This window comes from Roseinatronobacter thiooxidans (genome assembly GCF_001870675.1).
Taxonomy (GTDB): Bacteria; Pseudomonadota; Alphaproteobacteria; order Rhodobacterales; family Rhodobacteraceae; genus Roseinatronobacter; species Roseinatronobacter thiooxidans.
In genome coordinates this window covers 99,397-121,352 of the sequence record NZ_MEHT01000007.1, presented here as the reverse complement: position 1 = coordinate 121,352, position 21,956 = coordinate 99,397, and the positions used below count along the sequence as shown (strand labels likewise).

At 60.7% G+C, this 21,956-nt stretch carries 17 protein-coding genes; 6 read left to right on the top strand and 11 right to left on the bottom strand.

Features of this window, described 5'->3' with window-relative positions; translation table 11 throughout:
* Positions 1-154: 154 nt before the first annotated feature.
* From BG455_RS03750 to acs, 8 genes are all read right to left on the bottom strand, one after another.
* On the bottom strand, positions 155-2,251 hold the full coding sequence (locus tag BG455_RS03750) for a 3'-5' exonuclease (RefSeq protein WP_071468758.1): 2,097 nt from the start codon (positions 2,249-2,251) through the stop codon (positions 155-157).
* The gene (locus BG455_RS03745) at positions 2,244-2,666 is read right to left on the bottom strand and encodes a response regulator transcription factor (RefSeq protein WP_071468627.1); all 423 of its coding nucleotides are present in this window, start codon (positions 2,664-2,666) and stop codon (positions 2,244-2,246) included. Before BG455_RS03745 ends, BG455_RS03750 begins: the two co-directional genes overlap by 8 nt.
* Positions 2,641-3,189 (bottom strand): hypothetical protein, encoded by a 549-nt coding sequence (locus BG455_RS03740; RefSeq protein WP_071468626.1) that lies wholly within the window; start codon positions 3,187-3,189, stop codon positions 2,641-2,643. The genes BG455_RS03745 and BG455_RS03740 overlap by 26 nt, the downstream gene beginning before the upstream one ends.
* A 16-nt stretch (positions 3,190-3,205) precedes the next feature.
* Positions 3,206-5,035 (bottom strand): DUF294 nucleotidyltransferase-like domain-containing protein, encoded by a 1,830-nt coding sequence (locus BG455_RS03735; protein WP_071468625.1) that lies wholly within the window; start codon positions 5,033-5,035, stop codon positions 3,206-3,208.
* Between the two features lie 83 nt (positions 5,036-5,118).
* Complete coding sequence (locus BG455_RS03730) at positions 5,119-6,885, bottom strand: sodium:solute symporter family protein (protein ID WP_071468624.1); 1,767 nt, start codon at positions 6,883-6,885, stop codon at positions 5,119-5,121.
* Positions 6,886-6,898: 13 nt separating this feature from the next.
* Positions 6,899-7,153: a DUF4212 domain-containing protein gene (locus BG455_RS03725; RefSeq protein ID WP_071468623.1), complete on the bottom strand. Its 255-nt coding sequence runs from the start codon at positions 7,151-7,153 to the stop codon at positions 6,899-6,901.
* Between the two features lie 165 nt (positions 7,154-7,318).
* Positions 7,319-7,999, bottom strand: a complete 681-nt coding sequence (locus tag BG455_RS03720; protein ID WP_071468622.1) for an adenylate kinase — start codon at positions 7,997-7,999, stop codon at positions 7,319-7,321.
* A 5-nt stretch (positions 8,000-8,004) separates the two neighbouring features.
* The gene (acs, locus tag BG455_RS03715) at positions 8,005-9,951 is read right to left on the bottom strand and encodes an acetate--CoA ligase (protein ID WP_071468621.1); all 1,947 of its coding nucleotides are present in this window, start codon (positions 9,949-9,951) and stop codon (positions 8,005-8,007) included.
* Positions 9,952-10,531: 580 nt separating this feature from the next.
* On the opposite strand from acs, the gene BG455_RS03710 reads away from it, so the two are divergent.
* Entirely contained in the window at positions 10,532-11,254 is a 723-nt protein-coding gene (locus BG455_RS03710; protein ID WP_143079871.1) for an ATP-binding protein, read from the top strand.
* An 8-nt stretch (positions 11,255-11,262) separates the two neighbouring features.
* Here BG455_RS03710 and BG455_RS03705 read toward each other — a convergent pair whose 3' ends face one another.
* From BG455_RS03705 to BG455_RS03695, 3 genes are all read right to left on the bottom strand, one after another.
* Positions 11,263-13,551, bottom strand: coding sequence for a hypothetical protein (locus BG455_RS03705; RefSeq protein ID WP_071468619.1), 2,289 nt, complete (start codon positions 13,549-13,551; stop codon positions 11,263-11,265).
* Between the two features lie 142 nt (positions 13,552-13,693).
* Positions 13,694-14,095: a DUF4864 domain-containing protein gene (locus tag BG455_RS03700; RefSeq protein ID WP_071468618.1), complete on the bottom strand. Its 402-nt coding sequence runs from the start codon at positions 14,093-14,095 to the stop codon at positions 13,694-13,696.
* Between the two features lie 101 nt (positions 14,096-14,196).
* Positions 14,197-15,816, bottom strand: coding sequence for a lysine--tRNA ligase (locus BG455_RS03695; protein ID WP_071468617.1), 1,620 nt, complete (start codon positions 15,814-15,816; stop codon positions 14,197-14,199).
* Positions 15,817-15,921: 105 nt separating this feature from the next.
* Between BG455_RS03695 and BG455_RS03690 the strand changes: the two genes are divergently transcribed.
* From BG455_RS03690 to BG455_RS03670, 5 genes are all read left to right on the top strand, one after another.
* Entirely contained in the window at positions 15,922-16,344 is a 423-nt protein-coding gene (locus BG455_RS03690) for a tellurite resistance TerB family protein (protein WP_071468616.1), read from the top strand.
* 76 nt (positions 16,345-16,420) lie between these two features.
* A complete protein-coding gene (locus BG455_RS03685) occupies positions 16,421-17,506 on the top strand; it encodes an AI-2E family transporter (RefSeq protein ID WP_071468615.1) in 1,086 nt (361 codons plus the stop codon).
* Positions 17,506-18,192: a P-loop NTPase family protein gene (locus BG455_RS03680; protein ID WP_071468614.1), complete on the top strand. Its 687-nt coding sequence runs from the start codon at positions 17,506-17,508 to the stop codon at positions 18,190-18,192. Before BG455_RS03685 ends, BG455_RS03680 begins: the two co-directional genes overlap by 1 nt.
* 82 nt (positions 18,193-18,274) lie before the next feature.
* Positions 18,275-19,219: an META domain-containing protein gene (locus tag BG455_RS03675; protein WP_170124713.1), complete on the top strand. Its 945-nt coding sequence runs from the start codon at positions 18,275-18,277 to the stop codon at positions 19,217-19,219.
* 82 nt (positions 19,220-19,301) lie between these two features.
* Complete coding sequence (locus tag BG455_RS03670) at positions 19,302-21,503, top strand: RNA degradosome polyphosphate kinase (RefSeq protein WP_071468757.1); 2,202 nt, start codon at positions 19,302-19,304, stop codon at positions 21,501-21,503.
* The last annotated feature ends 453 nt before the right edge of the window (positions 21,504-21,956 follow it).

Here is a 21,956-nt window from a genome sequence, read left to right as displayed (position 1 = left end):
CTTGACCCCCTGAGTGAACCGGAACTGGCCAGACCAGAATAGGGGATATTTCTTAAGTATCGGTTAAGGGGCCTGACGCAGCCTGAAAAACCTCAGTGCTGTTGCGCGTGGCCCCGGCCCAAAGCGCATGGTCAATGGCCCCAGCCGCTTTGCGCTAGGAGCTGGTGTTGAGGTCTTTGAGCAGGCGGCCATGGCGGCGCACTTCGGTCAGGACATCGCCAAAGGTGTTCAGCCCGCGCGCCTTCAGCATGGGAATCAGCTTCAGGAACGCATCGGCTGTGGCGACAGTATCGCCGATGGCGGTATGGCGCGCTTCCTCTGGAATGGTAATGCCCAGCCGTGCTGTCAGCGCGTCCAGGGAATGCTGTTCCAACTGCCCATAGACGACAGCCGACAGCAAAACCGTATCCAGCACCGGATGATCGAAACTTGCCCCAATATCTTTTTCATGGCGGCGCAGAAATTCCATGTCGAAGGGCGCGTTATGCGCAATCAGCACCGCACCGCGCGCAAATTCGTGAAAGCGCTTCCCCGCTTCGGCCATTGTGGGCGCACCCTTGACCATATCTTCGGTAATGCCATGCACCTCGGTCGAGCTTTGGGGGATGGCGCGTTTGGGGTCTACCAGCGTGTCAAACACCTCTCGCCGCACGCGCCTGCCGTTCACCAGACGCACCGCAGCGATTTGCACGATCTCGTCGCTAGAGGGGGTCAGGCCCGTGGTTTCGGTGTCGAAAACCACATAGGTCAGGTCTTCAAGCCGGCTTTCCAGCACTTCGGCGTTGCGTTCCTTGGACAGCAGGTCGAAATCATAGACCACTTCGCGGTCAATCGGGGCGGGCCTGCGGGTGGCGCGGCGGGCATTGGGTATGGGCATGCGCACAGCAAACCAGCCATCGGCGCGGGTTTCTGTCCAGGCTTCGGTGGCATGCGCATTCAGCACCGCGCGCGGCGTCAGGTCGGGCAGGTCGGCATCCAGCGGCTCTGCCAGCCAGTCATCCAGCACGCCCACAGGCAGCGCCTCGCCCTGCCACATCATATCGAAGACAGCGCCCGGCCCGTCTTCTTCGGCCAGACACAGGCGGAAATTGCCGCCATGTCCGGTTTTGGCCAGCTTCTCGCCCAGCCAGCGGAAGAACAGGGCCAGTTCAAACCCGTCACAGGTCAGCATCAGGTCGGGACCGTCTGTTTCAATCTCCAGCCCCAGCACGGCAAATTGGGCGCTGACCCCGTCCATCAGGTCTTGGGCACGGGTCTGGCCCATGGGCCGCCAGTCGCTGCGCCCTTCGTCATAGCGCTTGCCCAGATCGGTGATGGCGGCGGTCAGGGTCTGCACCTCTGACAAAAGCGCGGCCATCAGGTCTTGGGCCTGTGCCATACCGGCATCTTCCGAGATGACGCCAATGACGGTTTGCAGATTTGCAGCGGGCCTGCGCACACGGTCAAACACTTCGTCCAGCAGCGCCTCGCGCGCGGCATGGGTGGCAAGGTCTGCGGTCACGTCGCGCAGGGTCAGCACAAAGCCCGGACGCTGGATATTGTCAGTGCGCCGCAACACGCGCATGCGCCCTGACAACAGGCGGCCCGTGCCGGTTGTGGCGCAGATCAGGTCCGATGCGGCATCGGGGTCGTTGAGTTTGCTAAGGCGTTCATAGGCGTGGCGCACAGGGCCTTCGCGCAGGTAATCCAGCAGGTTGCGGTCCAGTCCGGGGGCACCGCCCGCTTCCAGAATGGTAACGGCCTGCCCGTTGTAAAAGGCCAGCTGGTAATCGGCAGTGCACAGCAACACCGCCACAGGCACATCGGCCAGCAGCTTTTCCAGCCGCGCTTTCTCGGCAGACAGGCGCGAGGTTTCGCGCGCCACCGATTCCGCCAGCGCCGAGCGGGTCTGCGCCAGCGAGCGTGTCATCTCGGAGGCGGCAGGGGCTAGATCGCCCAGATATCTGGCGCGGTCCTTCTCGCGCCCGATATCATCGCTGACATCGGTATGGGCGCGGGTGCGGATGGCGTTGGCAAGGCTGTCAATGGCGCGCGCAACATGGGTGTCGAACAGATACCAGATGCCGGTGACCAGAAACACAATCAGGAACCCGCCCAATATGCCGGCCTGCAGCATTGGCCCCGCAAGGCCCGGCGCCTCGCTGCGCGACAGCACCAGCCAGCCGCCCGCCATCATCGCCGCGACAGCCCCGACAGCCAGCAGCACGAAAAACAGCAAAATGCGAATGCGCAGGCTCAGGCGTTCAAGCATCCGCAATTCCTTCATGCGGCGCTGTGTCCAGATCACCAGCCAGAATCTTGCGCACCTGTTCGCGCAATTCCTTCAACTCGAACGGTTTCGAGATGAAACCATCCGCCCCCATGGCCAGCCCCTTGCGCCGCTCCATTGCTGATCCGCGCGCGGTCATCATCAGAATGCGCACATCGGCGCATTCCGGGTCCGCGCGCACGGTCTGGCAGATTTCATAGCCCGAAACTTCGGGCAGCATGACATCCAGCAGCACCAGATCGGGCTTTTGCGTGCGGATCATCTCGACCGCGCCTGCGCCAGTGGCCAGCCGCGTCTGGTTATACCCCTCGCGCGTCAGCAGATAGTTCAGGGCGATGGCGATGTTGTCCTCATCCTCGACAACAAGGATATCAGCTTTCTCCGACGACTCCTCCATGCGCTCCTCCTCCACAAGCGATTGTCAGAAAACGGTCATCCGGCGCGAGTGAGTACCACTCTGCCGAGACTGGAATTCCCCCTTCATCCAGTCTCGTGCCTTCGGTCAGGTCGGCGCGCCGGGCATTGGCGCAATCGAACATGGATTTAAAACCCATTGTCAGCGCCCAGCGTTCCTGCAAAATAACCCCTGTCAGCACCAGATCGGGGTTGTCCCGATTGCGCTGGCGGATGCGGTTATCGACGGCAATCATGCGGTTGGTCAGGGGCACCACATAGGTCCATGGCCGGAACCACGATTGCTGCTGGTTCTTGCTGACGATCACAACCTCGTCGGGCAATCCTGCCTCGAAGCGGTCAGCCCAAGAATATTCCAGATACACGACCATAGCCAGCATGCCCGCAGCAACGCTGAAGGGCGTAAAGGCTTCCGGCAGGCGCCGACCGCTGAATCGGTTCACGATCATGGCAGTCCCGCCGCCGCCAAACCCCGCCACGATTACTGCCAGAAATTCCAATAGCATTAGCTGTTTTTTCCTTTCAGCCGAGAGTTCCGGCCATCTGGCCGATTGCGGATTGCATGGTGCGCACAACAACAAAAGCGTCGCGCAGATGGCTGCGTTCAAAATCCGACAGGTCCGAGGGGGCAAGAAAATTGTCAGGCTTGCGGCCCATGCGCACCAGACTGGCCTGATTCTCCAGCCGCAGATCGGCGATCAGGTCATAAGCCTCGATCAGGTCGCGCGCCCCCGAGACAGAGATGATGCCTTGCTCCTCAGCCGCCAGCAGGCGCGCGCGGGTATTGGCCGCCGTGATCCGCCCGCGCAGGGCATAGACGCGGCCCAGATCTGTCACAGGCACAACGCCGCCCAGTTTCATATCGACATGGTTCTTATGCTCGCCCGAGCGGATGGTCGCAAAGCCGCGCAACAGCCCCAAAGGCGGCGCATGCTTGATAGAGTTCGAGATCATATGCGCCACAAAGATCGAGTTTTTGGCAGCGGCGGCAAGGGTTTCGTCCTGCAAATCCCGAAACAGGCTGACTTGCCCGCCAATGGGGCGCAGGTCGAACATGACAGAGGCCAGCATCTGCGCCTCGGGCGAGGGGGTCTTGATCCAGCCCTGGAAATAGCGCCGCCATGCCCTGACCGGCTGGCACCAGCGCGGGTTGGTCGCCATCATGTCGCCGGGGCAATAGAAATAGCCCGCCGCATCCAGCCCGTCGGACACAAACCGCGCCAGTTCGGCAAAATAGGGCATGTCATCGGGGGTGACGCTGTCATCTATAATGATGCAATTGTCTTGGTCGCTGACGCCGGTCTGTTCCTGCCGCCCTTGCGATCCGCAGGCCGCCCACAGATAGGGCACAGGTGGTGGCCCCAGCTTCTCCTCGCCCAGTTTCAACAGGCGGCGGGTGACAGTATCGGCAATATCGGTAATCAGGCGCGTGACCACATCATGGGCATTATGCGCGCCCACCAGCTGCACCAGCAGTTGCGGGATGCGTTCGGTCACATGGGCCAGATCGGCATAAGTGTCAGAAACCGCCGCATCGCGCACCAACTGGCCAGAGCTGATGGCCTGAAAGCGGGTCAGGTCGGTCTGGGTGATCATGCCCAGCAGCTTGCCATCGCGCACCACAGGCAAATGCCCGATGCGGTGCTCCAGCATCATATGCAGAATATCGGACCCCAGCGATTGCGGCGACAGCGACAAGGGGTCGGGGGTCATCACCTGCGATAAAGGGGTGTCGGTGGCGCGGCCTTCGGCCAGCACACGGCCCGACAGATCGCGGGTGGTGACAATGCCCACCAGCTTTTCGCCCTCGACCACGGGCACGCAGGAAATCCGATGCTCGCGCATCATTTTGGCGGCATCCTGCGCCGTGGTGTTGGGGGTGGCACTGAAAGGCTTGCGCGCCATCAGGTCGGCCACTTTCAGCGTTGCCAGATCATTTTGCCGCCCCAGCTTGCCGCTGGGCGATCCGCGGCTGAAAAACCGCTCGAACGCAGGGAAATTGGCGATCAGGTGGCGCAATTCGCCGCCCGGCAGGCACAGCAGTACCGCATTGGTGGTGGCGGTGGCTGTGGTCACAGCGCGGCCCTCGCGCAGCAGCCCGCGTTCGCCAAAGGAATTGCGCGGGCTCAGGATCGAGACCAGCGCGCCATTGGTGTCTGTCACCTCGACCGTGCCGGATTTGACCAGCCAGACACCTGCGACAGGGTCGCCCTCGGTATAGATGACAGTGCCGGCAGGCACCTCACTGCGGTCGAAGCAACTGGCGACACGCGCCAACTCGTCCTGCGGCAGTGAATCATACGGATGTACGCTTTGCAGAAATTCAAGAACCTTGAGGGTCGCAGCGCTCATGTCATGCTGTCCTGATTGCACCGTCCCGGTCTTGGGCGGCCTGCCCCCATAGCATGGGGGCAGGCCAGTGTCTTTGCGCCAGATCAGTGATCGACGGCCGCGCCGGACCCTTTCGGCACGCGGATCGATTCCACCAGCGCTTCGATCTCTGCCGGAACCGGAGCCGACATCTTCATCACGATAAAGGCTGCGATGAAGTTCAGCGCCGCGCCAACAGCGCCAAAGCTGAGTGGCGAGATACCGAACAGCCAGTTATCGGGTGTGTTCGGCAGCATGTTGGTGCCGGGGATGAAGAACCAGCCCAGATAGGTGAAGATATACAGAACCGTCGAGCCAAGACCCACGATCATACCTGCAATCGCCCCTGCTGAGTTCATCTTCTTCGAGAAGATGCCCATCATGATGGCCGGGAACAGCGACGCCGCTGCCAGACCAAAGGCCAGCGCCACCACCTGCGCCGCAAAGCCCGGCGGGTTGAGGCCCAGATAGGTTGCCAGCGCAATCGCAAAGGCCATCGAAATACGGGCGGCAAGCAATTCGCCCTTTTCCGAAATGCCCGGATTGATCATCGACTTGATCAAGTCATGGCTTACCGCAGACGAGATTGCCAGCAACAGACCTGCCGCAGTGGACAGCGCTGCCGCCAGACCACCTGCCGCGATCAGGCCAATCACCCAACCGGGAAGGTTGGCAATTTCAGGGTTGGCAAGAACGAGGATGTCATTGTTGAACAACACCATTTCATTGCCTTCCCAACCTTCGTCGATCGCACGCTGTGGCGGGTTCGCTTCGTTGTAGTACTGGATCAGGCCATCGCCGTTTTTGTCCTCAAAACGCAACAGACCTGTGCGTTCCCAGTTCAGCATCCAGTCAGGCTTGTTATCAAAGGCCAGCGGTTCGCCCTGCACCCCATCAGGATACAGCGTGGTGATGATGTTCAGACGCGCCATTGCACCAACAGCGGGGGCAACAGTGTAAAGCAGCGCGATGAAAACCAGCGCCCAACCCGCAGATGTCCGCGCATCAGCCACTTTCGGAACTGTGAAGAAGCGGATGATAACATGGGGCAGACCGGCAGTACCGATCATCAGCGACAGGGTGAACAGCACCATGTTGAAGGTTGACCCGTGGTTGCCCGTATAGTCGTTGAAGCCCAGTTCCATCAGCACTTCGTTCAGCGTTTGCAGCAAAGGCTGGCCAGTCGCTGTATGCGTAGAGAACAGACCCAACTGTGGCAGTGCATTGCCTGTCAGCTGCAGCGAGATGAAGACCGCCGGAATGGTATAGGCGATGATCAGCACGACATATTGTGCAAGCTGGGTGTAGGTGATGCCCTTCATGCCGCCCAGAACCGCGTAGCAGAAAACAACTGCCGATGCGATGAACAGACCTGTCGTGCTGTCAACTTCCAGAAAGCGCGAGAATGCAACCGCAGCCCCGGTCATCTGGCCGATAACATAGGTGATCGACATAACCAGAAGCGAGATCACGGCCACAAGGCGCGCGGTCTGGCTGTAGAAGCGGTCGCCGATGAAGTCAGGCACAGTAAAGCGGCCAAACTTGCGCAGATAGGGTGCAAGCAGCAGGGCCAAAATCACATAGCCGCCCGTCCAGCCCATAAGGAAGGTCGAGTTGCCATAGCCAACAGCCGCAATCAGACCGGCCATCGAGATAAAGCTTGCCGCCGACATCCAGTCAGCAGCCGTGGCAGCGCCGTTCACGATCGGGTTGACGCCACGCGATGCTGCGTAGAAATCCGCCGTCGAGCCAGCGCGCGCCCAGATCGCAATACCAATATATAGCGCGAAAGAGCCGCCAACGAAGATAAGGTTGATTACAAATTGATCCATCTCGTAGCTGCCCTTATTCTTCCACGCCAAACTCGGCATCGAGTTTGTTCATGTAGCCGCGGTAATAAAAGACCAGCGCGATGAAGGTCAGCATGGACCCTTGCTGCGCGAACCAAAAGCCCAGATCGGTACCACCGACCGGAATGCCTGCCAAAAGCGGGCGTAGAACGATGCCGAACCCGAAGGACACAAGCGCCCAGATCACCATGCAGATGGTGATGATGCGCACATTGGCCTTCCAGTAGTCGTCCGTCGATTTGTCTGACATGTGACGTCTCCCAGTTTCCTCCAGTGCCGCCCCGTCATGGGGCGGCTTCCTCTCTTATTCACTGTCCCATGCCCGCAGGCATTCCTTCAGTGTCTACAAACGCGCCGCTCCTCGAAACGCTTGCATTGGGGCACCAAAGTGGTGCCAAACCGGTTTCCCGGATATTTACGCGGTCACCTCGGCCACGATGGCTGCCAGATCGCCCGCGATACGGTCAATCTCGCCCATCGCATCAACGCGTTTCAGCGCGCCTTTGCCCTCGTAATAGGTGATCAGCGGTGCTGTCTGTTCGTGATAGGCCGCCAGCCGCGCGCCAACAGTTTCGGCATTGTCATCTGCGCGGCGCTTGAAATCGGTACTGCCGCATTTGTCGCAGACACCCGCCACCGCAGGCTTTTTGAAGCTGTCATGATAGCCTTCGCCGCAATTTGCGCAGGTGTAGCGCCCCGAGACACGCTCGACCATCGCTTCATCATCGACTTCCAGCGAAATGGCGGCACCAAGGCGCATGCCCTGTTCCTCCAGCAAGGCGTCCAGCGCGGCGGCCTGTTTGGCCGTGCGCGGGAACCCGTCGAGGATTGCGCCTTTGCGGGTGTCCGGCTCGGCCATGCGGTCTTTCAGGATTGCCAGCACGATTTCATCGCTGACCAGCCCGCCCGCTTCCATCACGGCTTTGGCCTGTTGGCCCGCATCCGTGCCCGCAGCCACAGCCGCCCGCAGCAAATCGCCGGTCGAGAGTTGCACCAGACCGAATTTCTCTTCCAGCATACGGGCTTGCGTGCCCTTGCCTGCCCCCGGAGGGCCAAGCAGGATCAAAACAGCAGTTTGTGTCATTGTGTCAGCCATCTTTCTTACGCCCGATTCATGCGGTTTTCGATCAGATCATCGACCACCGCAGGTTCTGCCAGTGTCGAGATATCGCCCAACGCCCCATAATCATTTTCAGCAATCTTGCGCAGAATACGGCGCATGATCTTGCCCGAGCGCGTCTTGGGCAGGCCCGGTGACCACTGGATCAGGTCAGGGCTGGCAATCGGGCCAATTTCCTGACGGACCCATTTCACCAGATCCTTGCGCAGCTCTTCCGAAGGCTCCACGTCATTCATCAAGGTGACATAGGCATAGATGCCCTGGCCCTTGATGTCATGCGGGTAGCCCACCACAGCGGCCTCGGCCACGGCTTCATGTGCGACCAGCGCCGATTCAACCTCGGCGGTGCCCATGCGGTGGCCGGATACGTTGATCACATCATCCACGCGGCCTGTGATCCAGTAATAGCCGTCTTCATCGCGGCGACAGCCGTCGCCGGTGAAGTAATAGCCTTTATACTGGCTGAAATAGGCTTCCTCGAACCGCGCATGATCGCCCCAAAGGGTGCGCATCTGCCCCGGCCAGCTGTCCTTGATGCACAGCACCCCTTCGGCCACAGTGCCGGTCTGCACTTCGGCAGTGGCGGCATCCAGAACTTCGGGCTGGACACCGAAGAACGGCTTGGTGGCGGAACCGGGCTTGTTCGGGATCGCGCCGGGCAGCGAGGTGATCATATGCCCGCCGGTTTCCGTCTGCCAGAATGTATCGACAATCGGGCAGCGGCCCTTGCCGACATGGGTGTTATACCAGTTCCATGCTTCGGGGTTGATCGGCTCGCCCACAGACCCCAGCAATTTCAGCGAGGACAGGTCGTGCTTTTCCACCCATTCCGTGCCCTGACCCATCAGCGCCCGAATGGCGGTGGGGGCAGTGTAGAACTGGTTGACCTTGTGCTTGGCGCACACTTCCCAGAACCGGCCCGCATCGGGGAAAGTGGGAACCCCCTCGAACATCACAGTGGTCGCACCATTGGCCAAGGGGCCGTAAACGATATAGCTGTGTCCCGTGACCCAGCCCACATCGGCGGTGCACCAGAAGACATCGCCGTCATGGTAGTCAAAGGTCATTTGCTGCGTCATCGACGCATAGACCAGATAGCCGCCCGATGTATGCACAACGCCCTTGGGCTTGCCGGTGGACCCGGAGGTATAGAGAATGAACAGCGGGTCTTCGGCCCCCACTTCGGCAGGGGGGCAGTCGGCGCTGGCGGCGGCCATTTCGGCGCGCACATCGATATCGCGCCCATCGACCCAAGTGGTCTGGTCGCCCGTATGCTTGACCACAAGGCATTTCACCGTGTCCGAGCAATGCTGCAACGCTTTGTCAGTGTTGGTTTTCAGCGGCGTGCGGCGGCCACCGCGTGGCGCGCTGTCGGCAGTAATAACGGCTTTCGCGCCGCTGCCATTTATCCGGTCTGCCAATGCGTCGGGCGAGAAGCCCGCGAAGACGATGGAATGAATGGCGCCAATCCGCGCGCAAGCCAGCATCGCATAGGCCGCTTCGGGAATCATGGGCAGATAGATGATGACGCGGTCACCCTTTTCCACGCCCTGCGCTTTCAGCACATTGGCCATGCGGCTGGTCTGGTCCAGCAACTCGCGGTAGGTGATATGCTGCGAAGGTGTCTTGGGATCATCGGGTTCCCAGATGATCGCGGTCTGGTCGCCACGCGTGGCCACATGGCGGTCAATGCAATTCGCGGACACGTTCAGCGTGCCATCCTCGAACCATTTGATATCTACTTTGCCAAGCTCGAAGGTGGTGTTCTTGACCTTGGTAAACGGTTTGATCCAGTCAATACGCTTGCCATGTTCGCCCCAGAACGCGTCTGGGTCAGAAATCGAGGCAGCGTACATTTTCTCATACATGTCGCTATCGACATGTGCCTGCGCGACGAATTCGTCGGATGCCGGGTAGATATCGGGCATAAATGCTCCTCCAGTAACGGGGTGGTAGGCCCGTTACGCCCCGCCCCGATGAATTTGTGACGTCCAGAATGACGCGACGTCATACTTCCCCGCCGCTTGTATAACGCATTCGTCAAGAAAAGTGTAACTTTTTTAAAGAAACGCTTTTCTTGTAAATTTATTCACAGATCGATGGTAAAGTTTGTCAAGTTATTTTCGCTGCAATGCAGAGTTCGTGCAAAAACATAGGCTTTGCACCTTGGGTGGCGTGAATGGATTTCGTGCAAGACGGGAAAACCCTGCTGATGGCTGGTTCATGTGACAGCGCAAACAGTCCGCGAAATTTTTGCAAAGCAAAGCCCCCCTTGAGAGACAGAAACTGATTCGCACGTTTTCGTCAACAGTGTTGTCAAGTTTGTCAGACATGTCAGGCGCGGTGGCCGGACTGTGGCTTTTGTCCGGTGCTGCACCGCAAGCGGCGGGGCAGGGCGGCCGGGGCACACAGATGGCCGGGAAAACCGCCCCCCCGCGCGGCACGGGCTTGCAACCCGCAGGCAGAGCGCGCAAACTTGTGCAAAGAAATTTTCAAGGCGGCCCGCCGATGCCCCCATCGACACGGCAGATTACACCTTCCGATGCACATGCCGCGCGCCGCAAGGTTGCGCTGGACCGCTACCTTGACCGGCTGTTTGAAAAAATCAGCGCGGCGCAACGGCCCGATCTGCCTTCGGTTCTGATCAGTGGGGCCGTGCGCTGCGGCAAGACGAAAGTGGCGCGGCGCGTGGCGCTGCGGGGCGGGTATTACCACCTGAGAACCGACCAGATTCGCAACCAAACCTATATGGACGCCCCCGAGGGGGAGAAACGCAGGATTGCGAAATATGTCTACCGCCGCATCCTGCTGCGCTTTCCCAAAGGTGTGCTGATCGATGGCACAGGGATCATGGATGCGCCCTGTGAATTGCCCCTTTGGGCCGATGCGCGCGGCATCGCGTTTTTTGCCATTGGCTATGCGTTCGACACACCAGAAGCCAAGCAACGCGATTTGCTGGCCTATCGTGCGGAAAATGCCTGTTGGACCAAGCAAAGCAAGTCAGATGACGAAATGCTGCGATTCGCCCGCCGCCTGATCCGGCGCAGCGCTGACATCAAACAGTTTTGCGCAGCACATGGCCTGCGCTATTTCGACCTCGACTCGGCCCGTTTCGAAGCCGAGCGCGAACGTATCCTGCGCGAGATTGAACGCGCGGTGCAACAGCGCCATGCAGAACAGACGCGCGGCGGCCAGCCCGGCCTGATCGCGCGCCTGAAATTCTGGCGGTAAACGGCGCGCTATAGCGGGCGGTCCACCCGCACTGTCACCAGCGCGCGCCCCCGCATGGCCTGCGGCCAGCGCAACCGCACCTGATCATTGTTCACACCTTCCTGCACCGTCACATAGGGCATGTCATAGCGGATGGCGTTGCTGGCATCGCGCGGGGCGGTTTCCATCACGACAGAAGACACGGTGCGCGCCCAGCCCCCGAAAGGCAGCTTGTCGCCGGTGTTTATGGTCCAGCTGTTGGCGTCGGTATTCTGGTCATGCAGGATAATGGTCGGGCTTTCGGCAGGATAGTCGATGCCGTTATAGGCGTTATTCTCGAACACCACATTGCGAAACCGGCCGAAATTAAGCGAAGCATAGGTTGTGTCCACCTTATCCGCGCGGTCAATCCGCGCGCCTGTGGTGCGAAACACATTGCCCGAGATCATCAGCCCTTGCAGAAAATGCCCCGGCCCATAGGGTTTGATCACAACAAAGCTGAACCAAGGGGCCACGTCGATGGCATAGAAAATATTGCCCTCGACACTTAGCCCGCCAAACGAAAACCCTGTGCTGTGTTCCGGCTCTGAATCGTGCTCGTTGGTCAGTTCCAGAAAGCAGTTGTCAATGTAATTGCCCGAAAAGGTTGATTTGGAATTCTTGTTGGTCAGCACCAGCCCTGCTTGCCGGATACCTTGCGACTGGGTGTCGCCTGCAAAGAAATGATTGCCCGAGATGATATGGCCAGACCCGTTCATCACCCCGAAATGCGCCCAGAGCACGACACGGTTGTTACGGATTTTCGCGTCATTGCCGTTGACGTTGAAGGCAATGACTGTGCGATCCTGCGCATCCAGCGGTTGTTGAGAGCTGCGAAACTGGCAATGGTCGATCCATATGCCCTGACACCCCAACCCGATCGAGGTGATGGCCCTGTCGCGCGGGCGGTCGAAATCGCAATTCATGAAACGCATGATCCGCCCGTCTTCGGGCAGCATAACCGCCGAGCATCTGCCACGGCAGCGAAATTCGACATTATGCATCTCGAAATTGCGCAACCCCGAGAAGCCCGAGAAATCGAGCATGTATTGATAGCGCTCGAAGGTGAATTGCTGCGTGCCCGCCCCGCCATGCAGCGGCTGGCTAAGTGTGACACGCCCCGCGCCGGTGCTGCGCGCGCGCACATAGACTTCGCGGCCGACCCCCACGCCACTGACCCGCGCGCCAACCGGCACCCCCGCGACATTGGAAATGCTGCTTAGCCGCGTGGGGTGCGACAGGGCATAGCTGGCTGTGCGGGTCACGGTCTGGGTGTCCCATTGCGCACTTTCAACCGCATCAAGTTGCCCGTTCGCAATGATCCGCCGTGATGAGGTGTTGTCGAAACCCGCCAGCGCAAACACATCAACCGGCGCCGATAGCAGCACGCGCCGCCCCATCAGGTCGAATGTGACATGCTGGTTTGTATGAAACAGCCCCTGCACCCCTTTGCGAAAGCCTGCCTCGTCCGTGCCAAAGGCTGCGGCATAGCTGGGAAGGTCAAAATTCCTGTGCAAAATCAGCACCGCAGGTGCGGGCATGGACAATGTGCCGCGAAATTCGACAGGCATGGGAATCGTCAGGTCCGATCCGATGAAATAGGCCCCGTCCGACACCAGAAGCGACCGCGCCCCCGCCGCTGCAATCGCGGCGGCAAAGGCGGGGCGGTCATCGGCCGTGCCATTGCCCACCGCGCCGAAATCGCGCACATCGACCACGCCCAACACATCTGTGGTGTAAAAGCTGGTGACATCCTCGATGACAAGATCATCAATGCGCACCACGCCGCCGGTTGGCCCTGTCAGGTCCAGCCCGAAATGGGCGAATGCGACAGAAAGCGGCCAGACCATATCGACACCCGCGCGTGCGCCAGTGCCGACAATCGCCGAAACCTCGGTGATTGTGCCGTATTGCGTCAGGGTTGTGACAGGGCCGGTGGAAGTCAGCCCGCCCACCTGCGTGCCAGCAGCGCTGCCCGCCCATGCTGCCACTGCAACATCGGGCAACACACCGCTGATGGCTTTGATCCGCGCGCGGATGCGCAGATAGCGCCCCGGCTGGATCGGCACCTCGCCCATCCAGCGCAGGCGGGTGGTTGCAAAGGCTTTCTGGATTTCCAGACACCCCCCGAAATCGGGGTCACTTGGCACAAAGGCCGCGAAAGCGGCGCTGGCATAGGTGTCGGTGCCCGGACGCCCTGTTGTCTGCGACCAGACATTCAACCCGTTGGAGAAGGGCGGCGGCATCAGCGCCACCCCCTGAGTCACGGCCATGTTCATGTTGGAAATCCTCTTGTCAAACGATCCAAGCCAAGCGGTTGGCGGGGCGCGCGGGCGGGAAGTGCCGCGCGACAGGCCAGCCGGATCAGACAAGATTTACAAAAAAGCCGTTAAACCCTGATAAGCGGAGCGTGCGCTGCGCTTATGCACCGGTTTCGGGCGCGCGCAGCAGTTGCACACCATTGATCTGCCAGCCATCATCGGTTTCGACCATCTGGTAGGCCAGCATATGCAAACGCCCGCTTTGGTCGCGGATCATGACGCGTTGCACCACTTGCCCGCCCATGTCGCGCTGGTCCAGCAATGTGACCTCGGCGGGGCGGTGCACCATGGGGTAGCCGTCACGCACCATCTGCCCGAACCGCTGGGGAGTGCCGAAGAGGCGTTTGATATTGGGGCTGGCATAGCTGAAAGCGGTGTCAAAATCATCGGCCTGAAAGGCGGCGATCTGGTCGGTTATGGTGGTGGCTATGGGGTTGTCCTGCGCGTAGGCAACGGTCCCGAGGGACAAGGACAGGCTCAGGGCAAGAAGGGTCTGGCGCATGCTCACATCTCCTTATGGAAATGCTACGCATGTCTATGGTGACTGGATCACTTCGGGCCTATGGGCAGGGGCGCCGCCCGCTACCCATAGGTGCCATGAAGTCAGCCGCCCAACTCGCCCGCCAGCCCCTTGTCGATCAGCGCGACCGTTTCCGCCACGCCGTAAAGGGCGATGAAACTGCCCCAGCGCGGCCCCTGAGATGACCCAAGCAGCACTTCATACAGCACCTTGAACCAGTCGCGCAGCGAGTCGAACCCATGCGCCTTGCCGGTGTCGCGCACGATGGTCATGAAGGCTTCGTCATCCAGCGCCTCCAGCGTGCCGGCATAGGCGGCAGGCACCTGGCCCGTTTGGGCAACCTCGCGCAAGGTGGTGGCAAGCTCTGCCAGTGCCGCGCGCTCTGCGTCCGTGGGGGCGCGGAAAGACAGGGTCGGGGCCACGAAGTCGTGGAAATAGCGCACGGCAAACCCTGCCGCCTGATCCAGATCGGGGTGGGTGTCTGGCGCGGCTTCGGGCGCGTATTGGCGGATAAAGCCCCACAGTGTGGCCTTGTCCTGTGCCCGCGCGACGGATGCGAGGTTCAATAGCAGCGAGAAACTGACCACCATGCCAGAGGCAGGCGGCTGGCCGCCATGAATGTGCCAGACAGGGTTGGCGGCCTGCTGGTCCGGCGTCTGGTCGGGATAGGCGCGCAATTGCTGGTGGTATTCATCCACCGCCTTGGGGATCACATCCCAAGACAGGCGCTTGGCCGTGCGCGGCTTCAGGAACATGTAATACGACAGCGATTCCGTGCTGGCATAGGTCAGCCATTCGTCAATCGTCAGGCCGTTGCCCTTGGATTTGCTGATCTTCTCGCCATTCTCGTCAAGGAACAGCTCATAGACATAATGCTCGGGCTTTTTGCCGCCAAGGATTTCGCAGATGCGGTCGTAAATGGGCGTGTTGGTGGAATGGTCCTTGCCATACATCTCGAAATCGACATCGAGGGCGGCCCAGCGCGCGCCGAAATCGGGCTTCCATTGCAGTTTCACATTGCCGCCCGTAACCGGCAGCGTCCATTCGCGCCCGTCTTCGTCATCAAAGGTGACGGTGCCGTTCTTGCCGTCTACATGCTTCATCGGCACATATAGCACGCGGCCCGTTTCGGGGTGGATGGGCAGGAAGATGGAATAGGTCTGCTGGCGCTCGTCGCGCAAGGACTTCAGCATCACCTCCATAACCTCGTCATAGCGTTCTGCAGCGCGCAACAACACCTCGTCAAACTGGCCGGATTTGTAGAACTCGGTGGCCGAGATGAATTCATATTCAAACCCGAACGTGTCCAGAAACCGGCGCAGCATGGCGTTGTTATGGTGGCCAAAGCTTTCATGCGTGCCGAACGGATCAGGAACCGAGGTCAGCGGCTTTTGCAGATGTTCGCGCAGGGCCACAGGGTCGGGCACATTTTCGGGCACTTTGCGCATGCCGTCCACATCATCCGAGAAGCAGATCAGACGGGTCGGAATATCGCTGATTTCTTCAAAGGCGCGGCGGATCATGGTGGTGCGCGCCACTTCGCCAAAAGTGCCGATATGCGGCAGGCCAGAGGGGCCATAGCCGGTTTCAAACAGCACATAGCCCTTTTCCGGCATCTTGCCCTTATAGCGCGCAACCAGTTTGCGGGCCTCTTCAAACGGCCAGGCTTTGGAGTTTTGGGCAGCGTCGCGCATCAGGGACATGGCGGTGTCACTTCTCTGTGGGGGGTAAATATCAGCCCCGCTTCCTATTGCCCCTGCGCGCCCGCGTCAATAATCTATGGGCAATTCCATCCCGAAGGACATGAAATGCGCCCCCAGCCCCACCCGCTTTCCCCGCAAGACAGTCTTGTTGCTGTCATGATCGCAGTTTCTGCGGCTGATCTGCATTTTGATACAGCCGAACTGGTGGCCATTCAGGCGCTGGTCAATCACCTGCCCATTTTTGCCGAATATGACGCAGACCGCATCAAGACAGTGGCGCAGACCGTGTTCGACCTGTTCGAGGAAGATGACGGGCTGGACGCGCTGTTCGGCCTGATCCGCGACAGCCTGCCGGAAAAGCTGCATGAAACCGCCTATGCGCTGGCCTGCGATGTGGCCGCCGCCGATGGCAAGCTGGCGCAACCCGAATTGCGCCTGCTGGAAGAAATCCGGTTCGAATTGCGGATCGACCGGCTGCATGCGGCCGCGATTGAGCGTGGCGCGCGCGCACGGCATATGAATCTGTAAGGGCAGGGCACGCAGATCATCCTTGCCAGCCGCGCCGTGGCGCGCGATAGCAGGGAAAAGGCAACAAGGTCGTATCATGGCGATGTCGTCTGATCTGCAACTGCGCTACTGGGCTGTGGCCGCGCTTGGCTTCGCGGCTGTGCTATGGGTGCTGGGCGATGCGCTGCTGCCCTTTGTCACCGGCGCGGCGATTGCCTATTTCCTGAACCCGCTGGTCACGAAACTAACCCGCGCAGGGCTGCCGCGCGCGCTGGCGGTGTCGGTTCTGATGCTGGTGGCGATTGGAAGCGTTGTCTTGTCAGGTCTGCTGATTATTCCGTCGGTCATTTCACAGGCGGTACAATTCACCCAGGCCGCGCCGGAATTGCTGGAACGGCTGCAACAGTTCCTCAGCGCGCGCTTTCCCAATTTGCAGGGCGTCGAAGACGCGCTGCAAGGTTCATTGGCCGCGATGGGCGAGGCGATCCGTGAACGCGGTGCCGCACTGGCGCAAGGGGTGTGGCGCTCTGTCTCGGGGCTGGTCAGTGCGATTGTGTTTCTGGTCATCACCCCTGTGGTGGCATTCTACCTGCTGTTGGACTGGCCGCGCGTGGTCAGGGGCGCGGATGATCTGCTGCCGCGCCAGCATGCGCCGGTGATCCGCGATCTGGCAGGCCAGATCGACCGCTCGATTGCCGGATTCGTGCGGGGGCAGGTGACAGTGTGCCTGATTCTGGCCGCTTACTATGCGACCGCGCTGGGGCTGGTGGGGCTGCAATTCGGGCTGGCCATTGGTGTGGTCGCAGGGCTGATTTCCTTCGTGCCCTATATTGGCGCGATCATTGGCGGGGTGCTGGCCATCGGGGTTGCGCTGTGGCAGTTCTGGGGGGAACCGGCCAGTATCGGGGCGGTTGTTGCCATTTTTGTGGTGGGCCAGATACTGGAAGGCAATATTCTTGTGCCGCGCATTGTGGGCAATTCGGTGCGGTTGCATCCGGTCTGGCTGCTTTTCGCTATTTCGGCCTTTGGCATGCTGTTCGGCTTTACCGGCATGCTGATTGCGGTGCCGCTGGCGGCATCAATCGGGGTGCTGGTGCGTTTTGGTCTGGCGCAGTATCAGGCCAGCAGCCTTTACCGCGAGTCGATGACAGACGCGCCCCCGCAGGAAGATGACCACCGCTGATGCCCCGCCCCACCCAGATCCATATGCCGCTTGACCTGCCCGCCAGCCACACGCGGGACAGTTTCGTTCCCGCGCCCTGCAATGCGCGGGCGCTGGCGATGCTGGATCAGCCCGAATGGCCTGCGGGCAAGCTGATGCTGGGCGGGCCGGAAGGGTCTGGCAAAACCCATCTGCTGCATATCTGGGCCACCGAGACAGGCGCCACACTGATGCAGGGCGATGCGCTGGCGCATGCCGATCTGGCGGCACTGGCGCGCGGCGGGGCGGTTGCCATTGACGATGCTGCCGCCGTTGCGCGCACGGCGCAGGGGCAGACCGCGCTGTTTCACCTGCATAACATGCTGGCCGAGCAGCGCGGGCGGCTGTTGCTGGCCGCGCGCCTGCCGGTGCGCGATTGGGGGCTAAGCCTGCCCGATCTGGCCTCTCGTCTGGCCGCCTGCGCGCATGTCCCCTTGGCCGCCCCCGATGACACGCTTCTGGCCGCCGTACTGACCAAGCTGTTTGCCGACCGGCAGGTGCGCATTCCGGACAATCTGATCCCCTTCCTGCTGCCCAGAATGGAACGCTCGCTTGCAGGGGCGCAGGCCATTGTCGCCCAACTGGACGCAGAAGCCTTGGCCCGCAAGAAACCCATTTCGCGCAATCTTGCCGCAGATGTCATGCAATCGTCATTTGATCTGGAATAAAGGGGGCTGAGGGGATTGCAGCTTGTGTCATAACAGGCACACTCTTAAGCTGTTCCAGTCCCTTTTGATGCCGGAGGTTGCCTTGTCGCGCTGGATGTCTGCCCTGCTGAGTTTTGCCCTGCCCTTGCTTGTCCAGTCCGCCGCCGCCACCGATTTGCGCGAGGTTTCGGGGCAGGTCACTGTGCTGGAACGCATGGCCCTGCCAGATGACATGGTGCTGCTGCTGGATGTCAGCGATGCGAAGGATAGCACTGTCGCAATCGCGCGCGATCTGACCGAAGGGCGCCAAAGCCCTTTCACCTTTGCCATCGATGCCCCTGTAGATATGGAACTGGTCCTGCGGGTCGGGCTGCGCGGTCTGGATGATGCGCTTTGGCTGAGCGAGCCTGTCAGCATTGCAGCGGGCGCGCATCCGGTAGAGTTGGGACCGCTGCGCGCCGCGCGCATCCCGCCGATGGGCTTTGCCGCATTGCTGTCTTGTGGCAACCAGTTGATTGAAATCGGCTTCATGCCCGAATCCCTGCGCATCCGGCTGAATGAACAACTGATTACGATGCAGCCGCAAGTGGCGGCCTCTGGCGAACTTTATGCCGATGCCGACAACCCCGCCACCACGATCCATTTGAAGCAAGACTCTGCCGTGCTGCGCATTGACGGCGCGGAACTGTCCGAGTGCCGTTTGATCCGGCCCGAGGCCGATATTACCGAAGGCGTCTGGAATATCAGCGCGATCGAGGATCGGCCCACCCTGTTCCCGTCGCGCACGGAACTGGTCTTCTACCCTGATGGCCGCATGAGCGCCTCTGTGGGGTGCAACCGGCTGATTGGCGGCTATCGTCGCCACGGCGGCATTGTGTCTTTCGGGCGGCTGGCCAGCACGCGCATGGCCTGCCCCGAAGGCTTGGGCGATCAGGAACAGCATTTTAACACGGTCTTGCCAAAGGTGGATCAATTCATCCTTGACCCCGAGGCAGGACGCCTGACCCTGTTTGCAGCCGGAACCCCTGTGCTGCGGGCGCGGCGATGACCCTGATGGCATGCCCCGCACCCGCGCAATTCACCTATAAAATACGGTAACCCCTGTCATGTCAGACCCGCGCACCATCGCCATGCCCGACCCGTCCGTTGCCTTGCCGCAGGGCGCATCGGCCGATTTCCTGAACGCCCCTTTCCCCGCCGCGCTGGATGTCCCCGATTTCGACCCGAACGGCCCAGAGCGATTCTTCAACCGCGAATTGTCGTGGCTGGCCTTCAACTGGCGCGTGCTGGAAGAAGCCATGAACCCGCGCGTGCCCTTGCTGGAGCGGGTGCGGTTTTTGTCGATTTCGGCCACCAATCTGGATGAATTCTATACAGTGCGCGTGGCGGGCCTGCGCGAACTGGCGCGCGCGGGCAATGTCTCGTTGTCCGATGACGGGCGCACACCTGCCGAACAACTGGTCCTGATCCATGAAGATGCGCGGCGGCTGATGGATTACCAGCAGGAAATCTGGTCTGTGCTGCGGCCCATGCTGGCCGATGCGGGTATTGTCATCCTGTCGCATCTGGACCTGACAGAAACCGACCGCGCGTTTCTGAACACCCATTTCCTGAACAATGTGTTTCCGGTGCTGTCGCCCTTGGCGATTGACCCCGCCCATCCGTTTCCGTTCATCCCCAATGCGGGGTTTTCGCTGGCGCTGGAATTGCAGGACAAGCGCGGGCGCAAGCTGGATGCGCTGGTGCCCATTCCCAGCCAGATTGACCGCTTTGTGCGTGTCGGCTCCAACCCTATCCGCGTGGTGCCGATGGAAGAGCTTATTCTGGCCGAGATGGACAGCCTGTTTCCCGGCTATACGCTGCTGGGTGCATGCACCTTCTCGGTGCTGCGCGACAGTGATCTGGAAGTCGAGGAAGAGGCCGAAGACCTTGTGCGCGAATTTGAAGTGGCGCTGAAACGCCGCCGCCGGGGCGAAGTGGTGCGCATGAAAGTCTCGGCGGGCGCACCGCCGGGCCTGCGCAATGTTGTCATGGAGGAATTGCGCGTCCCCGAGGCTGACGTGATCGAGGTGGACGGGATCATGGGCATCTCGACCCTGAAAGAACTGGTGCTGGAGGAACGCGCCGATCTGCTTTGGCCCGGTTTCACCCCCCGCGTGCCGGAACGTGTGCAAGACCATCATGGCGATATGTTCGCCGCGATCCGCCAGAAAGATATGCTGCTGCACCACCCGTATGAGACATTCGACATGGTGGTGCGGTTTCTGGAACAGGCCGCGCGCGATCCTGATGTGCTGGCCATTCGCCAGACGCTTTACCGCACGTCGCGCGACAGCCCCATCGTGGCCGCGCTGTGCGAAGCGGCAGAGGCGGGCAAATCCGTGACCGCATTGGTCGAGTTGAAGGCCCGCTTTGACGAGGCCGCGAATATCCGCCAGTCGCGCCGTCTGGAACGCGCGGGCGCGCATGTTGTCTACGGGTTTGTGAATTACAAAACCCATGCCAAGATCAGCACAGTCGTGCGCCGCGAAGGTGACCGGCTGGTGACCTATACCCATTGGGGCACCGGCAATTATCACCCGATTACGGCGCGCATCTATACCGACCTGTCGCTGTTCACCTGCGATGCAGCACTTGGGCGCGATGCAACGCGGGTGTTCAACTACCTTTCGGGCTATGCAGAACCCGCGCGTCTGGAAAACCTTGCCATCTCGCCGCTGACGCTGAAACAGTCGCTGGTGCAGATGATCGGCGCCGAGGCAGAGGCCGCGCGCAACGGGCGGCCTGCCGAAATCTGGGCCAAGATGAACTCGATCATCGATCCCGATGTGATTGACGCGCTTTATGCGGCTTCTCGCGCAGGGGTGAAGATCAGTCTGGTGGTGCGCGGGATTTGCGGCATCCGGCCCGGCATTCGCGGCCTGTCCGAGAATATCCGCATCAAATCCGTGGTGGGCCGGTTTCTGGAACATTCACGGATCGTGTGTTTCGGCAATGGCGCGGGGCTGCCGTCCGATCAGGCGCGGGTGTTCATTTCTTCTGCCGATTGGATGGGGCGCAATCTGGTGCGGCGGGTGGAAACATTGGTCGAAATCCAGAACCCCACTGTCAAGGCGCAGATCGTGGGCCAGATCATGGCCGCCAATCTGGCGGATGAGGCCCAAAGCTGGATTATCCAGCCCGAAGGCCCCGCCCTGCGCACCCTGCCCGCCGAAGGCGACGAGCGGCGCTTGTTCAACTGCCACCGTTTCTTCATGGAAAACCCGTCCCTTTCGGGGCGCGGATCGGCAGGCGCGCATGACGTGCCCGAACTGACCCATACGCATGATTAAGGGGGCGGTTTGGCGTGGAGGTTTCAAGGGCTTGTCCTATAAGGTTTTGCGGCTGGTCAGGTGTAGCCCCACGCGCGGAATCGAGGGCCGCAGGCCCGCCGCGCATCGCCGGGCCGCACCCACGGCACGGCGATTTGGCTTGGCTACGCGCAAAGCCTCGATCTATCGCGGATTTGGCCAGCATAAAGTGCTATAGCAGGGGGCGAGGATCGCCGCACCGCGGCCCGACGCTGCGCGGCTTTGCACTCGGAACTGCAAGGTCCGGAAAGCCCCCCCCTCACCAACCATCGCCCCCCACAAAGCCTGTGCAGATCACCATGCCGCAGCATGGCCCTTTAAGGCGCGGCGGGCCTGCGGCCCTTTGTTCCGCGCAAAGTGTCCGCGAACGGCAGATATGTCCCCCCTCACCAACCATCGCCCCCCACAAAGCCTGCGCAGATCACCATGCCGCAG

Excerpts from the sequence above, each read along its gene's own strand:
- BG455_RS03745 (WP_071468627.1), bottom strand. The coding sequence starts at position 2,666 with ATGGAGGAGTCGTCGGAGAAAGCTGATATCCTTGTTGTCGAGGATGAG.
- BG455_RS03685 (WP_071468615.1), top strand. The coding sequence starts at position 16,421 with ATGGCGATGTCGTCTGATCTGCAACTGCGCTACTGGGCTGTGGCCGCG.
- BG455_RS03730 (WP_071468624.1), bottom strand. The coding sequence starts at position 6,885 with ATGGATCAATTTGTAATCAACCTTATCTTCGTTGGCGGCTCTTTCGCG.
- BG455_RS03725 (WP_071468623.1), bottom strand. The coding sequence starts at position 7,153 with ATGTCAGACAAATCGACGGACGACTACTGGAAGGCCAATGTGCGCATC.
- BG455_RS03705 (WP_071468619.1), bottom strand. The coding sequence starts at position 13,551 with ATGAACATGGCCGTGACTCAGGGGGTGGCGCTGATGCCGCCGCCCTTC.
- BG455_RS03740 (WP_071468626.1), bottom strand. The coding sequence starts at position 3,189 with ATGCTATTGGAATTTCTGGCAGTAATCGTGGCGGGGTTTGGCGGCGGC.
- acs (WP_071468621.1), bottom strand. The coding sequence starts at position 9,951 with ATGCCCGATATCTACCCGGCATCCGACGAATTCGTCGCGCAGGCACAT.
- BG455_RS03700 (WP_071468618.1), bottom strand. The coding sequence starts at position 14,095 with ATGCGCCAGACCCTTCTTGCCCTGAGCCTGTCCTTGTCCCTCGGGACC.
- BG455_RS03750 (WP_071468758.1), bottom strand. The coding sequence starts at position 2,251 with ATGCTTGAACGCCTGAGCCTGCGCATTCGCATTTTGCTGTTTTTCGTG.
- BG455_RS03735 (WP_071468625.1), bottom strand. The coding sequence starts at position 5,035 with ATGAGCGCTGCGACCCTCAAGGTTCTTGAATTTCTGCAAAGCGTACAT.
- BG455_RS03670 (WP_071468757.1), top strand. The coding sequence starts at position 19,302 with ATGCCCGACCCGTCCGTTGCCTTGCCGCAGGGCGCATCGGCCGATTTC.
- BG455_RS03695 (WP_071468617.1), bottom strand. The coding sequence starts at position 15,816 with ATGTCCCTGATGCGCGACGCTGCCCAAAACTCCAAAGCCTGGCCGTTT.
- BG455_RS03690 (WP_071468616.1), top strand. The coding sequence starts at position 15,922 with ATGCGCCCCCAGCCCCACCCGCTTTCCCCGCAAGACAGTCTTGTTGCT.
- BG455_RS03680 (WP_071468614.1), top strand. The coding sequence starts at position 17,506 with ATGCCCCGCCCCACCCAGATCCATATGCCGCTTGACCTGCCCGCCAGC.
- BG455_RS03720 (WP_071468622.1), bottom strand. The coding sequence starts at position 7,999 with ATGGCTGACACAATGACACAAACTGCTGTTTTGATCCTGCTTGGCCCT.
- BG455_RS03710 (WP_143079871.1), top strand. The coding sequence starts at position 10,532 with ATGCCCCCATCGACACGGCAGATTACACCTTCCGATGCACATGCCGCG.